The 18,448-nt window shown below is 71.6% G+C and carries 17 protein-coding genes, 1 tRNA gene and 1 pseudogene; 5 read left to right on the top strand and 14 right to left on the bottom strand.

Features of this window, described 5'->3' with window-relative positions; all coding sequences use genetic code 11:
- Positions 1-8 precede the first annotated feature (8 nt).
- Positions 9-629, bottom strand: a complete 621-nt coding sequence (locus ABZ915_RS11300) for an NAD(P)H-dependent oxidoreductase (RefSeq protein WP_361799368.1) — start codon at positions 627-629, stop codon at positions 9-11.
- 125 nt (positions 630-754) lie between these two features.
- On the opposite strand from ABZ915_RS11300, the gene ABZ915_RS11295 reads away from it, so the two are divergent.
- Positions 755-1,465: a TetR/AcrR family transcriptional regulator gene (locus tag ABZ915_RS11295; RefSeq protein ID WP_361799365.1), complete on the top strand. Its 711-nt coding sequence runs from the start codon at positions 755-757 to the stop codon at positions 1,463-1,465.
- Positions 1,466-1,735: 270 nt separating this feature from the next.
- On the opposite strand, the gene ABZ915_RS11290 is transcribed toward ABZ915_RS11295, so the two are convergent.
- The 7 genes from ABZ915_RS11290 to ABZ915_RS11260 all read right to left on the bottom strand — a co-directional run bounded on the left by ABZ915_RS11290 (position 1,736) and on the right by ABZ915_RS11260 (position 8,376).
- Positions 1,736-2,410, bottom strand: a complete 675-nt coding sequence (locus ABZ915_RS11290; protein WP_361799363.1) for a 4-carboxy-4-hydroxy-2-oxoadipate aldolase/oxaloacetate decarboxylase — start codon at positions 2,408-2,410, stop codon at positions 1,736-1,738.
- A gap of 9 nt (positions 2,411-2,419) precedes the next feature.
- Complete coding sequence (locus tag ABZ915_RS11285) at positions 2,420-3,646, bottom strand: aspartate transaminase (protein WP_361799360.1); 1,227 nt, start codon at positions 3,644-3,646, stop codon at positions 2,420-2,422.
- A gap of 5 nt (positions 3,647-3,651) precedes the next feature.
- On the bottom strand, positions 3,652-4,395 hold the full coding sequence (locus ABZ915_RS11280; RefSeq protein ID WP_361799357.1) for an SDR family oxidoreductase: 744 nt from the start codon (positions 4,393-4,395) through the stop codon (positions 3,652-3,654).
- 42 nt (positions 4,396-4,437) lie between these two features.
- A complete protein-coding gene (locus ABZ915_RS11275; RefSeq protein WP_361799354.1) occupies positions 4,438-5,748 on the bottom strand; it encodes an MFS transporter in 1,311 nt (436 codons plus the stop codon).
- A 102-nt stretch (positions 5,749-5,850) separates the two neighbouring features.
- Entirely contained in the window at positions 5,851-6,885 is a 1,035-nt protein-coding gene (locus ABZ915_RS11270) for an allophanate hydrolase (RefSeq protein WP_361799351.1), read from the bottom strand.
- Complete coding sequence (locus tag ABZ915_RS11265) at positions 6,878-7,591, bottom strand: allophanate hydrolase subunit 1 (RefSeq protein ID WP_361799348.1); 714 nt, start codon at positions 7,589-7,591, stop codon at positions 6,878-6,880. Before ABZ915_RS11265 ends, ABZ915_RS11270 begins: the two co-directional genes overlap by 8 nt.
- Entirely contained in the window at positions 7,588-8,376 is a 789-nt protein-coding gene (locus ABZ915_RS11260) for a 5-oxoprolinase subunit PxpA (protein ID WP_361799345.1), read from the bottom strand. The genes ABZ915_RS11265 and ABZ915_RS11260 overlap by 4 nt, the downstream gene beginning before the upstream one ends.
- Positions 8,377-8,660: 284 nt before the next feature.
- Between ABZ915_RS11260 and nac the strand changes: the two genes are divergently transcribed.
- The 4 genes from nac (at position 8,661) to ABZ915_RS11240 (ending at position 12,553) form a co-directional block, all read left to right on the top strand.
- Positions 8,661-9,590, top strand: a complete 930-nt coding sequence (nac, locus tag ABZ915_RS11255) for a nitrogen assimilation transcriptional regulator NAC (protein WP_361799342.1) — start codon at positions 8,661-8,663, stop codon at positions 9,588-9,590.
- Between the two features lie 128 nt (positions 9,591-9,718).
- Complete coding sequence (locus tag ABZ915_RS11250) at positions 9,719-10,708, top strand: D-glycerate dehydrogenase (protein ID WP_361799339.1); 990 nt, start codon at positions 9,719-9,721, stop codon at positions 10,706-10,708.
- Positions 10,705-11,475 (top strand): SDR family oxidoreductase, encoded by a 771-nt coding sequence (locus tag ABZ915_RS11245; RefSeq protein WP_361799336.1) that lies wholly within the window; start codon positions 10,705-10,707, stop codon positions 11,473-11,475. The genes ABZ915_RS11250 and ABZ915_RS11245 overlap by 4 nt, the downstream gene beginning before the upstream one ends.
- A 52-nt stretch (positions 11,476-11,527) precedes the next feature.
- Positions 11,528-12,553 carry an L-idonate 5-dehydrogenase gene (locus tag ABZ915_RS11240; protein WP_361799333.1) on the top strand — a complete coding sequence of 342 codons (1,026 nt, stop codon included), beginning with the start codon at positions 11,528-11,530 and terminating at the stop codon, positions 12,551-12,553.
- Between the two features lie 46 nt (positions 12,554-12,599).
- Here ABZ915_RS11240 and ABZ915_RS11235 read toward each other — a convergent pair whose 3' ends face one another.
- The 6 genes and pseudogenes from ABZ915_RS11235 to ABZ915_RS11210 form a co-directional block, all read right to left on the bottom strand.
- The gene (locus tag ABZ915_RS11235; RefSeq protein ID WP_361799330.1) at positions 12,600-13,802 is read right to left on the bottom strand and encodes an acetylhydrolase; all 1,203 of its coding nucleotides are present in this window, start codon (positions 13,800-13,802) and stop codon (positions 12,600-12,602) included.
- A gap of 9 nt (positions 13,803-13,811) precedes the next feature.
- Positions 13,812-14,498 (bottom strand): response regulator transcription factor, encoded by a 687-nt coding sequence (locus tag ABZ915_RS11230; RefSeq protein WP_361799327.1) that lies wholly within the window; start codon positions 14,496-14,498, stop codon positions 13,812-13,814.
- Entirely contained in the window at positions 14,489-16,126 is a 1,638-nt protein-coding gene (locus ABZ915_RS11225) for a histidine kinase (protein WP_361799324.1), read from the bottom strand. The genes ABZ915_RS11230 and ABZ915_RS11225 overlap by 10 nt, the downstream gene beginning before the upstream one ends.
- Before the next feature lie 224 nt (positions 16,127-16,350).
- Positions 16,351-16,423: transfer RNA gene (locus tag ABZ915_RS11220), tRNA-Lys, on the bottom strand.
- Between the two features lie 98 nt (positions 16,424-16,521).
- Positions 16,522-18,057: an amino acid permease gene (locus ABZ915_RS11215; RefSeq protein WP_361799321.1), complete on the bottom strand. Its 1,536-nt coding sequence runs from the start codon at positions 18,055-18,057 to the stop codon at positions 16,522-16,524.
- 130 nt (positions 18,058-18,187) lie between these two features.
- Positions 18,188-18,448 (bottom strand): annotated as a pseudogene (locus ABZ915_RS11210) (RNA helicase); the annotation flags it as partial.

Raw genomic sequence — 18,448 nt, 5'->3', positions numbered from 1 at the left:
GCCCCCCGTCAGGCCGCGTACGGCCGTTCGACGCGGGCCGTCCGCAACGCCCGCCCCCACCAGGCCAGTTGCCCGAGCATTCCCTTGGCCGCACCGGCGCAGACGGCCGCGTCGCGCGGGGCGCCGTCCTCCCCGAGGCCGGACCACGGCCCGTGCAGGCTGACGGAGTCGCGCACGGTGACGGCGTGCAGTTCGGCGAAGACCAGCCGGAGCTGTTCGACGGCGCGCAGCCCGCCGCCGAGACCGCCGTACGACACGAAGCCGACCGGCTTGGCCTGCCACTGGCCGTGGTGCCAGTCGATGAGGTTCTTCAGGGCCGCCGGGAAGCTGTGGTTGTACTCGGGGGTGATCACGACGAACGCGTCGGCGGCGTCCAGCCGCGGCGAGACGTCCTTCAGCGCGGCGACCGCCTCGGGGTCCGGTGTGCCGCCCCAGCCGGGCATGACCAGCGGCAGGTGGACGTCCGCGAGGTCGACGACGTCGAATTCCAGTCCGTCGTCACCGGCGGCCGTGCCGAGGAACCACTCGGCGACGGCGCTCGCCTGGCGGCCCTCGCGGACGCTGCCGACGATGACGGCGACGCGCAGCGGGGTGGTGGCCGTGCTGTCGGTGCTGTCGGTTGCAGACATGGGTGTCCCCTCGTATCCCTCTTGAGGTGAGCCGCCGCTGCGGCTCCTTCAGGTAAACTACAACGCACGTTGTAACAATTACAACGTGCGTTGTAGATGTGGATCGCGAGGCTGGGAGACGACTGGTGGCCGACAGCAACGAGGACCGGATGGCACAGGCGCGGCGCGAGGTCCCACCGCGCAAGCTGGAGAAGCAGATCGCCATCGCGCGCGCGTCCTGCACCGTCTTCGGCCGCGAGGGCTACACGCGGGCCCCGGTGGACGCGCTCGCCGCCGAGGCCGGCATCTCCACGCGCACGCTCTACAACCACTTCCCCGGCGGCAAGGCCCAGCTCTTCCGTACGGTCGTCACCTGGACCTCCACCGAGGTGCGCGACGCCCAGCTCGCCCGTCTCCACGCGGTGCTGGCCCCCGGCCGCCCACCCCGCCCCGAGGACCTGGAGCGCGACCTCGTCGCCCTGGCCCGCGCGTTCGTGGACCTCATGACGGACTACCCGAACCACTTCGCGCTCGTCCGCCACATCCACGCCGAGGCCGACCACGTCCCGCCCGAGGTCCTCCAGGCATGGCAGGACGAGGGACCGCGCCCGGTCGGGCAGGCCATGGCCGAGACGATGACCGGCCTCGCCGACGCGGGCCTGCTCGACGTCCACGGCGACGCGGCCCTGGCGGGCGCCCACTTCTCGGCCCTGACCTCGCACGCGATCGTGCAGCTGTCCCACTACGGGGTCCGGCCGCTGCCCAAGGAGGAGACGGACCGCCTGATCACAGGTGGTGTCGCGGCCTTCCTGCGCGCCTATCGGGCCGCCACCGGTCCGCTCGCCCCCACCGGTTGAACAGCGACCGCCCGAGCACTTCGGGCCGCCGGTACCGCACCTGCGCGAGCTCCGCCTCCGCCAACCCGGCCAGATCCACCTCGGTGAGCGGCGTACTCGACTCCGGCAGGTGAAGGACCCGCGGCCCGGCGTACGAGAAGCGGCAGGCCCACCCCGGCGGGTCCACGGACCCCGCCACGGGCCGGCTCGGCACAGGGGGCGCGTCGACGAGGGCGAGCACCGGCGGATGCCCATGACACCACGCGCCGTGCGCCCCCTCGCGCCGCCGCCTCACTCGTCGACCACCACGCCCTTCGCGGCAAGGAGCGGCGCCAGGCCGCAGATCTCGGCCACGGTCCTGCCGGACCGGTACGCGGCGATGAAGCCGGCCTCGGCGTCGGTGCGTCGCCGGGACGCGGCGATGGCCTCTTCGAGGTCCTCGCACCGGACGACCACCACGCCGTCGGCGTCCGCGCTGACCACGTCGCCGGGCCGGATCAGCTGGCCGCCGACGGTGACCGGCTCGCAGAGCGGGCCGACGGTCTCCTTGACGGTGCCCTTGATGCAGACACTGTGGGAGAAGACGGGAAAGCCGAGTGCGCGCAGCTCCTGTGTGTCCCGGACGCCGGTGTCGGTGATCAGGCCGCCGAGTCCCTTCGACTGGCACGCGTTGGCCAGGACGTCGCCGAAGGAGCCGGCCTCCGCGTAGGCACCGCCCGAGACGACGATGACGTCGCCGGGCAGGGCGTAGTGGATCGCGGTCTGGAGCATGAGGTTGTCGCGCGGTGCGCAGACGACGGTGAAGGCCGGGCCGCAGAGCCTCATACGGTGGTCGACCGGCTTGATGGTGGAGTCGAGGGCGCCCAGACGGCCCTGGGCCTCGTGGATCGTCGCGGCGGAGAAGGCGCTCAGCTGCTCGACGAGGCCGGGGTCGGGGCGCTCGAACTTCGTACTGATGTTGGTCATGGGGGTCCTTCAGGTGGACACGGCCGGGGTGAGGGCGGCGCAGGCCGCGGCGATGCCGGCGCAGGCCTCGGCGAGGACGTCGGCGGAGGTGGCGAAGGAGATGCGGAAGTAGCCCGGTGCGCCGTAGGCGGAGCCGTGGATCACGGCGACCTGCCGGCTGTCCAGCAGGTAGCGGGCGAACTGCTCGTCGCTGTCGATGCGTTCGCCGTCCGGGGTGCGCAGGCCGATGGCGTCGGCGCAGTTCACCAGCAGGTAGAAGCCGCCGGCGGGGGCGGTGCAGCTCAGGTGGGGGATGTCGTTGACGAGCTTGGTGGTGGTGTCGCGCCGGCCGCGGTAGACCCGGACCGACTCTTCGACGAAGTGCTGGGGGCCGGTCAGCGCGGCGGCCGCGGCGGCCTGGCTCACGGAGGAGGGGCAGGAGGAGATCTGCGACTGGAGGGTGTTGACGGCGGAGACCAGGTCGGCGGGGCCGGCTCCGTAGCCGAGCCGCCAGCCGGTCATCGCGTACGTCTTGGACACGCCGTTGGTGAGGAAGACCCGGTCGGCCAGGCGGGGTTCGACGGCGGCCAGTGAGCGGCTCCGCCCGTCGTCGTACCAGATCTCGTCGTAGATCTCGTCGGTGAGCACCCGCACCCGGGGGTTGTCCAGCAGCACCTCGGCGAGTGCGTGCAGTTCGTCCGTCGTGTAGGCGGCGCCGGTGGGGTTGCCGGGGGTGTTGAGGACGACCCAGCGGGTGCGGTCGGTCAGGGCCTCCCGCAGCGCGCCGGGCGTGAGCTTGAAGCCGTCGGTCTCGGAGCAGGGCACGACGACGGGGGTGCCGTCGTTGGCGAGGACCATGTCGGGGTACGACACCCAGTACGGGGCGGGCACGACGACCTCGTCGCCCTCGTCCAGGGTCGCCATGAGGGCGAGGAAGATGACCTGCTTGGCGCCGCCGCCGACGGTGATCTGCGCGTCCGTGTAGTGCAGGCCGTGCCGGGAGCGGAGCTTGTCGATGACCGCGGCCCGCAGTCGGGGAGTGCCGTTGACAGGGGTGTACTTGGTCTCCCCCGCCTCGATCGCCCGTACCGCCGCCGCCTTGACGTGGGCCGGGGTGTCGAAGTCGGGTTCGCCGACGGTCAGGTCGTGGATGGTGAGCCCCTGGCTCTTGAGCTCGCGCACGCGTTGGGCGGCGGCCGTGCTGGGCGAGGGGTTGATGCGGCGCACCCGGGCCGCTGTGGTGTGGGCGACGGTCATGGTGCTCAGCCCTCGCGGCGCTCGAAGTTCAGGCCGCCGGGGACCTGGAAGGTGGGCAGGATCTCGATGTGGCCGATGTTGACGTGCCGCGGCGAGTCGACGGCGAACTCGATGCTGTCGGCGATGTCCTCGGGCTTGAGGGACTCGTAGCCGTCGTAGAACTGGCGCTGGGCCGCCTCCATGTCGCCGAGCAGACGACCGAAGATCTCGGTCTCCACGCGGCCGGGGCAGATCTCGGTGACCCGGACCCGGCGGCCGTAACCGTCGACCCGCAGCTGGCGGGAGAGGGTGTGCACGGCGGCCTTGGTGGCGTGGTAGATGGTGTTGCCGCCGAAGTTGTAGACCCCGGCGATGGAACTGATGTTGACGATGTGTCCGAGGTCCCGCTCGACCATGCCGGGCATCAGCAGCCGGACGAGGTGCAGGACGGCCTGGATGTTCACGGCGATCTGCTCGTCGACGGCGAACTCGTCGGCGCTGAGGATGTTGCCGGTGCGGGAGACGCCGGCGTTGTTGACGAGGACGTCGATGTCCAGGCCCTCGAGGGTCCTGGTCAGGGCCTCGGTGTCGGTGATGTCGACGGGATGCGGGACGGCCCCGGTGGCGTCCGCGAGTGCCTGGAGGCGTTCGGCGTTACGGGCCACGGCGTGGACTTCGAGGCCCCGCTTGGCGAGGCGCTCGACGACGACGGCTCCGATTCCGGTGGACGCACCTGTGACGAGGGCGGTCCGGTAGTCGGAGATGGGCATGCTGATGCTCCTTGAGGGTGGGGTGGGGTGGGGTGCTGCCGGTCAGGCGTCGCGCAGCGGGAGGTGCGCCCGGTCCTTGACCACCGAGACCGCGGCGAGGGTGCCGAGGGCGGTGAGGACCGCGTAGAAGGCCGGCATGTTCACATTGCCGGTGGTGGCGATGAGCCACGTCATGAGGAGCGGGGCGGTGCCGCCGAAGAGGGCCGAGGAGATGTTGTAGCCCAGGCCGTAGGCGGAGTAACGCAGCCGGGTGGGGAAGAGCTCGACCAGGAGGACGTGGATCACGCCGGTGTGGCCCGCGAAGACGACGGCCATGACACACGCGCCGACGATGGCCAGGACGACGTTGCCGGTGCCTATCAGCAGGTAACAGGGGATTCCGACGACGGCCATGGCGATCGCGGAGCCGGCGATGACCTTCTTGCGGCCGATCCGGTCGGACAGCCGGCCCATGTACGGGATGGCCAGGCAGATCGCCACCAGGCTGGAGGCGGTGACGAGGAGGCCCTGGACCTTGCCGAAGTGCAGCTCGGTGCTCATGAAGGTGGGCATGTAGGTGAACAGGACGTAGTAGCCGGAGCCGTTCATCAGCGGGATGAACAGGGCGAGCAGCATGGCCCGGCGGTGTTCGGCGGAGGAGAACGCCTCCTTCAGGGGGTTCCTGGACAGGCCGTTCTCCTCGCGCAGGCGCGTGAAGTTGGGCGTGTCGCTGATGCGCCTGCGGATGTAGATGCCGGTGATGCCGAGCGGCACGGCGAGCAGGAACGGGATGCGCCAGCCCCAGGACTCCATGCGGTCGGCGCCGAGTCCGCTGGTCATGGCCGCTGCGATCAGGGTGCCGGTGAGCAGGGAGAGGAAGGACGCGATCTGCGCGTAGCTGGTGTACAGGCCGCGCTTGCCCTCCGGGGCGTGCTCGGCGAGGAAGCTCATCGCGCCGGACGCCTCGCCGCCGACGGAGAAGCCCTGGGCGATGCGCAGCAGGATCAGCGTCACCGGGGCGGCGACGCCGATGGCCGCGTAGGACGGCAGCACGCCGATGGCCGCGGTCGCGGCGCTGATCAGCAGGATGACGAAGACGAGCATGCGCCGGCGGCCGATGCGGTCGCCGAGGTGGCCGCAGATGACGCCGCCGAGGGGGCGGAAGAAGAAGGAGACGGCGTAACCGAGGAAGACGAGCTGGACGGCGTCGCGGGAGCCGGGGAAGAAGACGGCGGCGAGCGTGCCGGCCATGAAGCCGAAGATGCCGTTGTCGTAGAGCTCGGCGAAGATGCCGATGCATCCGGCGAGCGTGATCTTGCGGGCTGTTCTGGGGTCGACGGTGTTGGGTACCGGCTGAGCGGCCACGGTGCTCATGACTTCTCCTGTCTCGGAGCAAGCGGGGAGGGAGCAATCGGGGATGGGGTGCTCTCGGCCAGGTGTGGGGTGGTCGAGGGGGGCGGCTGACCGGGACAGCGGTCAGCCGCCGACGGGGACGGGGATGGGGACGGGCACAGGGATGGGGAGGGGGACGGGGGCAGGAACGGGGATGTGCAGGGTGTCGAACGCGGTGCGGACGCGCTCTTTGAGGGCCTCGACGGCACCCCGCTGCGCCCGGTGGGCGGTGACCGCCTGGTCGAGGGTGCGGTGGCGGAAGCGGACGGTCTGCCCGGGTCTGACCTGCCCGAGCGCGCAGAGCCCGGTGGCGGTGACGACGGCGAGGACGGGATAGCCGGCCGTGACGCCGCGCCCGCGGTGCAGCACGAGGAGTTCGTCCCCGGCCGGCACCTCGACGGCTCCGACGGGTACGCCGCGGGAGAGGATCTCGCCCTGGGTGATGCGGCGCGGTACGCGGCCCTCCAGACGGAGGCCGATGTGGTTGCTGCGCGCAGTGACGGTGAACGGTGCCGTGTACAGGCGGGCCGCGGTGTCGCCGAAGTCGGCCCGGTCGGGGCCGTCGGTGACGTCGATCGTCCACGGTGCGGAGTGACGCGGGACGGGTGGGTGCAGTCGGAACAGCGGGATGCCGGAGAACGGGTGGGCGAGGGGCGGGCAGGCCGTGCGCAGGACCAGTTCGGTTCCGGCGGCCAGACCGGTCCCGAAGCCGAGGACGGTGTCCGGGGCACAGCTGCCCTGGAGGTAGTCGGCCTCGAAGGAGCCGAGGACGGCGAGGTAGACGCGCAGCCCTTCGCGGATGTCGCCCACCCGGATCGTGTCGCCCGCCCGTACGGGGACGGGTTGCCACTGCGGTGCGGGCACGCCGCCCACGGTGACGTCGGCGGGCGCTCCGGTCACGGCGACGAGGATGTCGCTGGACGGGGTGCACGCGAAGTCCAGCGCGGTGAGCTCCAGCAGCGGTGCCCGTTCGTCGTTGCCGCACAGCACGTTGGCGACACGCGCCGAGTGCTGGTCGCAGGCCCCGTTGGCGGGCAGGCCGTAGCGGGAGCGTCCGGTGCGGCCGAGGTCCTGCACGGTGGTGAGGCCGGGGGTGCGGATGGTGAGGGTCTCAGCCATGGCAGGCCCCCAAGGGGGTGCCGGCATGGGCGTCCCACTCGTCGGGGGTGATGGGGACGAACCGGAAGGTGTCGCCGGGGAGGTAGGCGGTGAGCGGGTCGCCGTGCGGGTCGAGCACGCGGACCGGGGTGCGGCCGAGGAGCGGCCAGCCACCGGGCGAGGGCATGGGGCAGATCACTGCCTGGCGGCCGGCGACGGCCACGCAGCCGGGGTCGACCCGGACACGGGGCGAGGCCAGGCGCGGCACGGGCGCGGGGAAGGGCGGGCCGTCCATCATGGGCGCGCCGGCGGGGGCGCCGAGGCAGCGGACGGTGAGGTCGGATCCGCTGTGCAGAGCGACGACCTCGCTCTCGGTGAGGCCGAGCTGGGCTGCGACCTCGGGCAGGTCGGGACCGTGTTCCCCGCCGTAGACGACGGGCACGACGAATCGTCGGGATGCCCGGGAGCGGGGGGCCGTCGAGGCGAACCGCGCGGCCTCGTGCCAGAGGATGGCGCGTACGGTGTCGTGGTCGGTGCCCGCGCAGTCGAATTCCACGAGCAGGGTGTCGTAGGTGGGCACGACGTCCTGGATGCCCGGGATGTGGAGGGAGTCGAGTGCGTCCGCCAGGGCGTGGACGAGCTGCCAGGCCTCCTCGGTGCCCAGGCCGGCCGCCTTGGCGATCAGCGCGGAGTCACCGCAGTCCGAGATCACGACGTTGGCGTTCATGTCAGCGGCCTCTGGCGCTCTTCGCCGCTCAACACCTCGTCGAGGCCGGTGATGCGCACGTCCGCGGCGAGGAGTTCGGACCGGATCCGTCCGGCCAGCGCGAGGGCGCCGGGGGTGTCTCCGTGCAGCAGCACCGTGTCGCAGGCGACCGGTATGTCCTTGCCGCCGACGCTGCTGATGACGCCCTCGGTGACCATGCGCAGGGTGCGGCGGGCGATCTCGTCCGCGTCGTGGATCACGGCGCCGGGTTCGGAGCGGGGCACGAGGGTGCCGTCGTCCCGGTAGGCCCGGTCGGCGATCCCGACGATGGCGACCCGCAGACCGCGGGTGCGGGCGGCGTCGGCGAGTTCGCCGTCCTGGGCGAGCACGATCAGGGAGTCGTCCAGCGAGGCCACGGCCTCCACGACCGCGGTCGCGTAGTCGGCGCGGACGGCGACCAGGTTGCCCAGCCGGCCGTGCGGTGCGACGTGCCGCACACGGGTGCCGTGGGCGTGGGCGAACGCCTGGAGGGCGCCGACCTGGTACAGCACGTCGGTGCGTACTTCCTCGGGGGTCAGGTCCATGGCGCGCCGGCCGAAGCCGACCAGGTCCGGGAAGCTGGGGTGGGCGCCGACGCTCACGCCGTTCGCCACGCAGGCGCGGACGGTGGCGTCCATGATGCGCGGGTCGCCGGCGTGGAAGCCGCAGGCGACATTGGCGGAGGTGAGCAATTCCAGAAGGGCTTCGTCATCGCCCATCGTGTAGGCCCCGAAGCCCTCGCCGAGATCGGCGACGAGATCGACCATATGGATCAAGGCGTCCTCCGGGAAGAAATGGATTCGTGGCGTCGGCGCACATTCCGGTCGACGATTCGAATCGATAATTCGAATTCGACGGGAAGGGCGGCTTCGGGCAGTTCCTCGGACGATGTTCCGGTCAACTTAATCCAATCCTCACCGGGCCGCCAATACCTGTTCGGTTTGGCGTTATCGCGGATTCGTATGACGCCGCCCACGTCCGCGCCGTCCTGGGGCTGGGCTCCACCCCGCGGGCTTCCTACGATGTGACTCCGCTCGACGGAAGGCCCCTCGTGGACACCAGGCGTCTCTACTCGTTCATCAAGATCATTGACGCGGGGAGCATCACGCGCGCGGCCGACATCCTGCACATCGCCCAGCCGGCACTGAGCCAGCAGTTGTCCGCCCTGGAGGCGCAGTTCGGGCAGCAGTTGGTGATCCGCAGCAAACGCGGCGTCGCACCGACCGAGGCCGGCCGGGCCCTGTACCGCCACGCCCAGCTGATCCTGAGGCAGGTCGACCTCGCCCACGCGGCGGTCCGGGTGTCGGGGCGCGCGCCCGCCGGCAGTGTCTCGGTGGGCCTCGCCCCCTACAGCCTGGGCGCGGCGCTCGCCCTTCCGCTGCTCAAGAGGGTGCGCGAGCGGTACCCCGAGATCCTGCTGCACGTCAACGAGAACTTCGGCGGGGTGATCAGCGAGGCCATCATGACGGGCCGGATGGACATGGCGTTCATCTACGGTGCGGGACCGCTGCGCGGCGTGCAGTTCGAGCACCTGCGCACCGAGGACCTGTTCCTGATCGGCGCCCCGGACGGGACGCGGGACCCGCGCGAGGACGAGGTGAGCCTGCGGGAACTGGAGCGGGTGCCGCTGCTGCTGCCCAGCCGGATCCACACCGTGCGGCAGGTGGTGGACGCCGCGTTCCAGCATGCCTCGCTGGAACCGGACGTGGTGGGCGAGGTCGAGTCCGCGCTCACTCTGGTCAACGCCGTGGAGGACGGGCTCGGCGCCACGGTCCTGCCCGGCTCCGCGGCGCGCGCGATCCTCGACGTGCGCTCCCTGAGCGTGCGCCGCATCGTGGACCCGGTCATCCAGGTGAAGCTTTCCATGGTCACTTCCGACAACCAGCCGCTGTCCGAACCGGCGCTGGCCGTGCACAACGTCTTCCTCGAACTGGTACGGGCCTTTCACGACTGTCCGAGCAGCGATAAGAAAGAGCAATAGCGTCACACCGGATTGGTATTTGTTGCCGGTACGAGCCGTGGCTAGCGTGAGGTAACTGCGGCCGGCCGACAGGGTAATTTCCGGCACCGATGCCGGAAATACACCTGTCCTGTTACTGGAGAAAACAGATGACGATTCGCTTGCTCAGCACCCGGAAGGACCTGCCGGGTTCCGGGTTGCGGCGGCTTGCCGAGAAGGCGGAGGTGGTGTCCTGGGCGGGCGCCGACAAGCCCAGCCCCGGGGATCTCGCCGCCCTCGCCCCCGGCAGCACCGGCATCCTCGCCCTGGGCAACGACGCGGTGGACGCCGCGCTGATGGCCGCCGCCGGCCCGTCCCTGCGGGTGATCGCGCTGGCGAGCATGGGCTTCGACAACGTGGACCGGGCTGCCGCCGCCGAGCGCGGCGTCGTCGTCACCCACACACCCGGAGTCCTGGCGGAGACCACCGCCGACCTCACCTTCGCCCTGATCCTCGCGGCCCGCCGACGCCTCGGCGCCGCCGCCGCGAGCCTGGCCCGCGGCGCCTGGGACCAGTTCCGGATGGGCGACCACCTGGGTCTCGACGTCCACGGGGCCACCCTCGGCCTCGTCGGCTACGGGCAGATCGGGCGTGCGGTGGCCCGGCGGGCCCAGGACTTCGGCATGCGTGTGATCCACCACGACCCGTACGCGGCCGACGACGCCGTCTCGACACGGGTCGGTCTCCAGACGCTGCTGGCCGAGTCGGACATCGTGTCGCTGCACGTACCGCTCACCGCCGAGACACGGCACCTGATCTCCCACCGCGAACTCGCCGCCATGAAGCCGTCGGCGACCCTCGTCAGCACCTCGCGCGGCGGCGTGATCGACGAGGCGGCCCTGCTCGAGGCGGTCCGGCGGGGCGCCCTGCACTCGGCCGGCCTCGACGTCTTCGAGCGGGAACCGATGGGAGCGGACCTCTCCCCGCTCGTCGCCGAGCCGAACGTGATCACTCTCCCGCACATCGGGTCGGCCACCGCGGCCACCCGCGCCGCGATGGTGGACCTGGCCGTCGACAACATCCTCGACGTCCTGGCGGGCCGCCCCGCCCGCACGCCGCTGCCCGGCACACCCGCGGTTCCCGGTGGGGTGCCCGCATGAGCCACCCGTCCTTCGACATCACGGGCAGGGCCGCCCTGGTGACCGGCTCCAGCCGCGGCATCGGCAAGGCACTGGCGGCAGGGCTGCTGGACGCCGGCTGCACGGTCGTCCTCAACGGCCGGGACGCCGACGCGCTGGAGAAGACACGCGCCGAACTCGCCGCCGTGCACGGCGACCGGGTCCACGCCGCTGCCTTCGACGTCACGGACCCGGCGGCGGTCACCGCGGGCGTCGCCCGCGCCGAGGAGGCGGCGGGCGCGCTCTCCATCCTCGTCAACAACACGGGGGCACAGCACCGCAGACCGCTGCTGGAGTTCTCCGACGAGGACTGGCACGCACTGCTCGACACCAACCTCACCAGCGCCTTCCTCGTCGGCCGTGAGGTCGCCCGGCGCATGGCCGCGCGCGGCCACGGCAAGATCGTGAACATCTGCTCGTTGCAGAGCGAGGTGGCCCGGCCCGGCATCGCGCCGTACGCGGCCACCAAGGGCGGCCTGAAGATGCTCACCAAGGGCATGTGCGCGGACCTCGGCCCCCTGGGCATCCAGGTCAACGGCATCGGCCCCGGCTACTTCGACACGGAGCTGACCTCGGCCCTGGTCGCCGACGAGGAGTTCAGCGCCTGGGTGCGCCGACGCACCCCCTCCGGCCGCTGGGGCAGGGTCGAGGACCTCATCGGCGCCCTGGTCTTCCTCGTGTCCCCGGCCTCCGACTTCGTCAACGGACAGATCCTGTACGTCGACGGTGGCATGCTCTCCGTCCTCTGACCTCGGAGCCCTCTGACCCCGGAGCCCTCTGATCCCGGAAGGAAGCCCCACCATGCACGCCTGCGTCATCCACGCGGCAGGAGACCTCCGCGTGGAGGAGTTCACGCCGTCCGCGCCCGGCCCCGGCGAGGTGGCCGTCGCCGTCGCCTTCGGCGGCATCTGCGGATCCGACCTGCACTACTACCGCCACGGCCGGGTCGGTGACTTCACCGTGCGGGAGCCGATGGTGCTGGGCCACGAGATCGTGGGCCATGTGTCCGCCCTCGGCCCGGGTGCGGACGGGCCGCCCGCCGGCACCCCGGTCGCGGTCCACCCGGCCACCCCGTGCGACCAGTGCGCCGAATGCGGCGCGGGACGGCGCAACGTGTGCGCCGGCACGCGCTACCTGGGCAGCGCCGCCCGCACCCCGCACGTCCAGGGCGGCTTCGCCCAGCACGTCACCGTCCCGGACGCCCAGATCCGCGTCCTGCCGCCGCACCTCGACCTGCGGCGCGCGGTGTTGGCCGAGCCGCTGTCCGTGGCCCTGCACGCGGTACGACGCGCCGGCGACGTACGCGGCAAGCGTGTCCTGGTGACCGGCGCCGGACCGATCGGCTGCCTCGTCACCGCGGTCCTGCGCCATGAGGGTGCCGCCGGGATCGTGGTGAGCGACCTGATGGAAACGCCCCTGCGGATCGCGAAAGCCTGCGGTGCCACCGGTACCGTCCAGGTCGGCGCGGAGGACGACGCCTGGGACACGTCCTTCGACGTCGCGGTGGAAGCCTCCGGAGCGCCCGCGGGACTGCGGACCTGCGTGGAGCGGACCCGCCGGGGCGGCACGGTCGTCCTCCTCGGGCTGCTGCCTCCCGGCGAGGTGCCGTTGCTGGGGAACATCACCGTCACCCGTGAGCTGGAGCTGCGCGGCGCCTTCCGCTTCGACACCGAATTCGACGAGGCCATCGGACTGTTGGCCGGCGGCCTGCCCGTCGACGCCGTCGTGACGCACACCTTCGCGCTGTCCGACACCCGGGCGGCCTTCGACATCGCCCACGACCGTACCGTCGCCTCCAAGGTCCTGCTGGACCTGGCACACGCCTGACCTGAAGACTGCGCGGCGCGCAGGTGGAGTGATGTGGTCCGCCGCTTCACGGGATGAACTTCACCTCCGGGAAGGCCGGGCACGGGCCGTCGAGCAGATGCCCCCGCCCCCGGTTCCGCAGGTGCAGGTCGAAGAAGGCGAGCGGGTACGCCTGCTGGATCCGCACCGCCCGGCCGGGATCGAGAGTGCCGATCCAGCCCTGAAGGTCCGCGTCGCTCATCCCGACGGCCGGCGCCAGCTGTGGGATCAACACCTGGCCGTCGCAGTACGACGAGTGGACCGCGCCCTCGGCCTGGACGTTGAGCCGCCATCCCCGCAGCTGGGACCAGAACTCGGCGACGCTCGGCTGCGTGGCTCTGGGGTTCTCGGCGGTCATCAGCATGAACGGCCGGTCCAGGTCAGTGGTGACCGTCGGCTGCATCGGTCCGTCGAAACTCAGCCCGGCCCGGACGCGCCGGTCCTCGCTCATCACCCAGGCCGTCGCCGTCGCGCCCTTCGACCAGCCGAACATGCCGATGCGCCGCGGATCGGGGGCGCCGAGCAGGCCGGCCGGGGGCGGCCGGTGTCCGGCGTCGGGATTGCGCCCGGCCGCGAGGTCCTCGACGCGGTCGAGCACGAACCGGATGTCGGTGGCGAAGTCCCGCGGGGTCAGGGCGGGTCGGTCGAGCGGGACCGTGAGCCGGCCGTCGGGGAACGCGCTGAACGCGTCGTACGTGTGGTCCACCGTGACCACCACGTACCCGTGGCCGGCGAGCTCCTGCACCACGATGGTGGTGTCCGCCCGGTGATCGTGCGCGCCGTGCGAGAACACGACGACGGGCAGTCGTCGGCCCGTTCGCAGCACCGGTGCCCCCTCGTGGCCGGCCGTGAGCGGCGCCACCGCGACATCGGCCGGGAAGCCCAGCGACGTCAGCAGGGCCCGCGCCACGGCCGGGGACGTCCAGGGGGCCCGCGGACGCCGTTCGACGCCCCGGGCGGGGTACCAGACGGCGGCCATCAACTCCCGGTGGTGCCCGGGGCCGGCCACGGGATCGGGACGTGAAGTGTCGACGAGGTGCAGGGGCACCGTGCCCACCGGGTACGGTCCGGTGGGCGCGGGCAGGGTGAGCCGCACCGGGCCCGGGGCGGTCGAAGCCGACCGTGCCTGGGGTGCGGCGCCGATCGGAGCGGCGGCTCCGACTGCCAGCGCGGCGGCGAGCACGCGCCGGCGGGGCATTCCTTCCCGGTTCATGAACGGTACGGCTGCCACGGACCCTCCCTAGTGGCTCGGTGGAATGCGGCCGTCACGCGGCGGCACGGACATGAGGTGGGCGAGCACGGCCAGCACGCGGCGGTTGTCGTCGTCGGAGGGGGCGAGCTCCAGCTTGGTGAAGATGCTGGTGCTGTGCTTGGACACGGCCTTCTCGCTGATGAAGAGCCGGTTCGCGATGGCGCTGTTGGAGCGTCCCTCGGCCATGAGCTCCAGCACCTGGCGTTCCCGCTCGGTGAGCCTGGCGAGCGGTTCGCGTTCGCCGCGGCCGCGGCGGCCGAGCAGCTTGGTGACCACTTCGGGGTCCATGACCGTGCCGCCCGCGGCGACCGTACGGATCACATCGATGAACTGGTCGTCGCTGAACACCCGGTCCTTGAGCAGGTAGCCGACCCCGCCGGCCTGGTCGGCCAGCAGTTCCTGGGCGTAGATCTGCTCGACGTACTGCGAGAGCAGCAGGATCGGCAGCCCGGGTATCCGTTCCCGGGCGGTCAGCGCCGCACGGAGTCCGTCGTCGGTGTGGGTGGGCGGCAGCCTGATGTCCACGATCGCGAGGTCCGGCCGGAACTCCAGCAGTGCGTCGAGCAGGCCCGGCGCGCTGTCGGTGGCCGCCACGATCTCGAACCCACGTGCCTTGAGGAGCCTGACCAGCCCCTCCCGGAGCAGGAAGAGATCTTCCGCGACGACTACGCGCACGGCACCTCCATGACCACGATCGTCGGCCCGCCGGGCGGGCTGCTGACCGCCAGGATGCCGTCGAAGGCCGCCAGCCGTCGCTCCACCCCGGCCAGCCCGGTGCCCCTGGTGGGATCCGCGCCGCCCACCCCGTCGTCGACCACCTCGATGCGCAGCAGCCCGTCCGTCCGGGCCATGCGGATCTGGAGGCCGTGCGCCGAGGCGTGCCGGACGGCGTTGGTGACCACCTCGGCGACGGCGAAGTAGCAGGCCGACTCCAGCGGGGCGGCGAGCCGTTCGGGCAGATCGATCTCGGTCTCGCACGGCAGGGGCAGGTCGAGTGCGAGGGCCCGGACCGCCTCCCCGAGGCCCCGGTCGGCCAGCATCGGCGGGTGCATCCCCCTGATCAGGCCGCGCAGTTCCTCCAGTGCCGCCGCCGAGGCGACGCGGGCCTCCACGACGAGTGCGGCGGCCTCGTGCGGATCGCTGTGGATCATCTCCTCCGCGACCCGGAGGTTCATCCCGATGGTGACCAGCCGTCCCTGTGCGCCGTCGTGCAGGTCCCGCTCGATCCTGCGCAGCTCCGCGGCCGCGGAACTGACCGCGTCGGCCCGCGTCTCGGTCAGCTCCCGCACCCGCCGGGTCAGCGCCGGGTCAGACCCCTTCCCGAACACCCGCCCGGCATCCGCCAGCACGGTCCTCGGCAGCAGCCACAGCCCGAGGGCCAGCAGCACCGCCCCCTGGATGCCGCCGAGGACCGACGCATGGTGGGCGATCTCCAGGGGGAGGGTCGGCGCCGACCCGGACGGGGAGCCGAACTTCCGTACCACCACCAGGTGTTGTCCGAACCCGCTCTGGGCGACGTCGTACGCCCCGATCCCCACCAGCCCGAGGACAGCCAGGTTCGCCGCCACCCCGGGCCACCGCACCAGCCCGGCCACGACGGCCGCCAGCAGCGCCAGTCCCGCCAGGTAACCCACCACTGCCGGCCCGATCCCGGTGCCCGGTGACGCGAACCGCCACAGATCGAGACCGAGCAGGTCACCGGTCATCACCACGACGGCGGGCAGCAGCAGGGCCCAGCGCCCGGACCTGGACGCGCCGGCTCCGGCCGACCGCACGGACCTGCCGTTCGCCGGCCGGAACAGAGCCGCACCGGCGAGGGCGGCGAGTACCGGGACGCTCACGCAGCCCACCAGGACGTTCAGCAGTGTCGGCCCATAGCCGGCAGCGGAATGCGTGAGCCAGTACGTCCATTCCAGCAGTTCGCCGGTCACCGCCGCGACCACGGGCAGCACCCACCGCCTGGGCTCGCTCGCCGGGGTGAGCAGCGTGGTGGCCAGCAGGCCGGCCATCAGCAGCGCCGCCGCGAGCAGCCCGTCGGGTTCCAGATCCGGCACGGTGACGATGTAGCCGCCCGATCCGGCGGAGTTGTGCAGGGCGAACAGCAGGGTCGGCACACTGCCGTACGCGGCCACACCCACCAGCCCCGCCACGACCGGCCGGCCCAAGCGCCCAGCCGGTCGCACGGTACGCCCCGGCCGGTCCCGCGCCTGCTCCGCCCTGAAGGCCAGCACCGCGCAGACCGCGGTCAACGCCACGAGCACGCCCGCCGGCCAGGGTGCCCCGCCCACCGGAATCGGCCACATCTCAGCCCCCGCCTCGTCATCCGGGCCACACGCTGTGACCTGGAGATCATGCTGCTGCGAGGGAGAAGGCAGGCGCCATGGGCCGGAACCTACTTCTGGGGTAGGCAAACACCTACCCAGGACGGGAAGTCCCGAGCCGAACACAATTGCAGCGCCCGAGCCGGCCGAAGCCGGATCGAGCGCTGCGCGGCAGGTCGGAGGGGTCAGCCTCCGCCTGCAACCGGTAGGCCCTGTGGGACTCGAACCCACAACCAATGGATTAAAAGTCCACTGCTCTGCCAATTGAGCTAAGGGCCCAGGCGATGTTGCCTCCCCGAGCATAGCCGGACGAGGCCGTGTCGCCGATCGGGTATCGGCGACGCGGCCGCGTCGGGCGGTGAAACGCGGCGGAACCGTCAGGGATCGACCGGTTCGGGCGCCCCCGCGCGGGATGCCTCGCGGGCCCGGTTGCGTTCGTGGTCGGCGTTCAGGAACCAGTGGCGGGCCGAGGCCAGCCACCAGGCCGCCGCGAAGCCGAGGACGACCAGGACGGCGACCGGGGCGTAGTTGAAGCTCGTCCAGGTGACCGGGGAGACCTGGGGGAGCATGAAGAGGACCGTGATCACGCCGACCCACACCACCGAGACGATCCCGACCGGCTGCGACCAGCGGCCCAGGTGCCAGGGGCCCCGCTCGAAGGCGGCGCCCTTGCGGACCCGCAGCAGGGTGGGGACGACGTAGGCGATGTAGAGGCCGATCACCGCGATCGAGGTGACGGCCGCGTACGCCGTGTTGTTGATCAGGTAGGGAAGGCCGAGGACCAGGGCACCGGCCGTCGCCAACCAGACCGCCGCCACGGGGGTGCGGGTGCGCGGGCTCACGGTGTGCCAGAGGTGTGAGAAGGGCAGCGCGCCGTCACGGGAGAAGGCGTAGATCATGCGGCTGTTGGCCGTCACCGACGCCATGCCGCAGAACAGCTGGGCGCCGATCACCACCAGCAGCAACAGCTTGCCGGAGGTCGCGCCCAGCGCGTCGAGGAGGATCTGGGCGGGGGGCGCGCCCGTCGAGGACGCGAGCTCCTTGTCGTACGACTGGATCGCGAAGGTGAAGCCCAGCAGGAGGACGAAGCCCGCTATCCAGGACGTCCAGATCGATCTGACGATGCCCTTCGGACCCGCCGTCGCCGCGTCGTGGGTCTCCTCCGTCATATGGGCGGAGGCGTCGTAGCCGGTGAAGGTGTACTGGGCCATCAGGAGTCCCAGGAGGACCACGTACGGGCCGTTGCCCCAGCCGGTGTTGTCGACGAACTTCGTGAACACGAAGGACGCCGACTGGTGGTGGTCCGGTACGAAGGTCAGCGCGCCGACGATGACGGCCACCCCGAGGACGTGCCACCACACGCTGACGTTGTTGAGGAAAGCGACGATCCGGACGCCGAAGGTGTTCAGCAGGCCGTGCAGCAGCAGGATCCCGGCGAAGAGCAGGACCGTCCGGCCCGGGGTGACCACGAAGTCGAACTGGAGGTTCAGATAGGCGCCCAGGAAGGACGCCGCGCCGAAGTCGATTCCCGCCGTCACCGCCACCTGGCCCAGCACGTTGAACCAGCCGGTGAACCAGGCCCAGGCGGCGGCCGAACGCGGCGGCGCCAGGCGGTGCGCCCAGAAGTACAGGCCCGCGGACGTCGGATACGCCGAGCAGATTTCGGCCATCGACAGGCCGACGAACAGCGTCATCAGGCCGACCGCCACCCAGCCCCAGGTGATCACCGCGGGGCCGCCGGTGTTCATCCCGAAGAGGTAGAGGGTCAGGCAGCCGGACAGCACCGAGATGATCGTGAAGGAGACGGCGTAGTTGGAGAACGCCGACATACGGCGGGCGAGGACCTGGGTGTAGCCGAGCTGGGCAAGCCGTTCCTCGTCCGACAGCCCACTCTCTGTCGCGTCATCTGTCATGCCCCCAGCGATTCCCTCGCCGGAGGCGTGACATGCGTCACTCAAGGACTCGGTGTGGCCAAAAGATGCCCTCATGAGGAAGGGCCCGTACGACCGGAGTCGTACGGGCCCTTCCTCATGTCACTCGGCGTCAGCCGTTGCGCTTCCAGCGGGGCTTGTCCTCGCGGCGGCCGAAGGAGCCGCCGGTGCCGCGGTGGTCGTCACGACGGCCGAACGGGCGGTCGTGGCCGGAGCGGAAGCCCGGACGGTCGTCGCGGCGGTCGCGGTTGAAGGGGCGGTCGCCGGCGCGGTGGCCGCCACGCTCGTCACGGCGGGCCGGACGGTCGTCCCGGCGGAACCCGCCACGGTCGTCGTCACGGCGCTCGAAGCCACGGTCGTTGTCACGACGCTC

Origin of the sequence: Streptomyces sp. NPDC046915 (assembly GCF_040644935.1) — a bacterium.
Taxonomy (GTDB): Bacteria; Actinomycetota; Actinomycetes; order Streptomycetales; family Streptomycetaceae; genus Streptomyces.
This window is presented reverse-complemented; position numbering and strand designations above follow the sequence as displayed.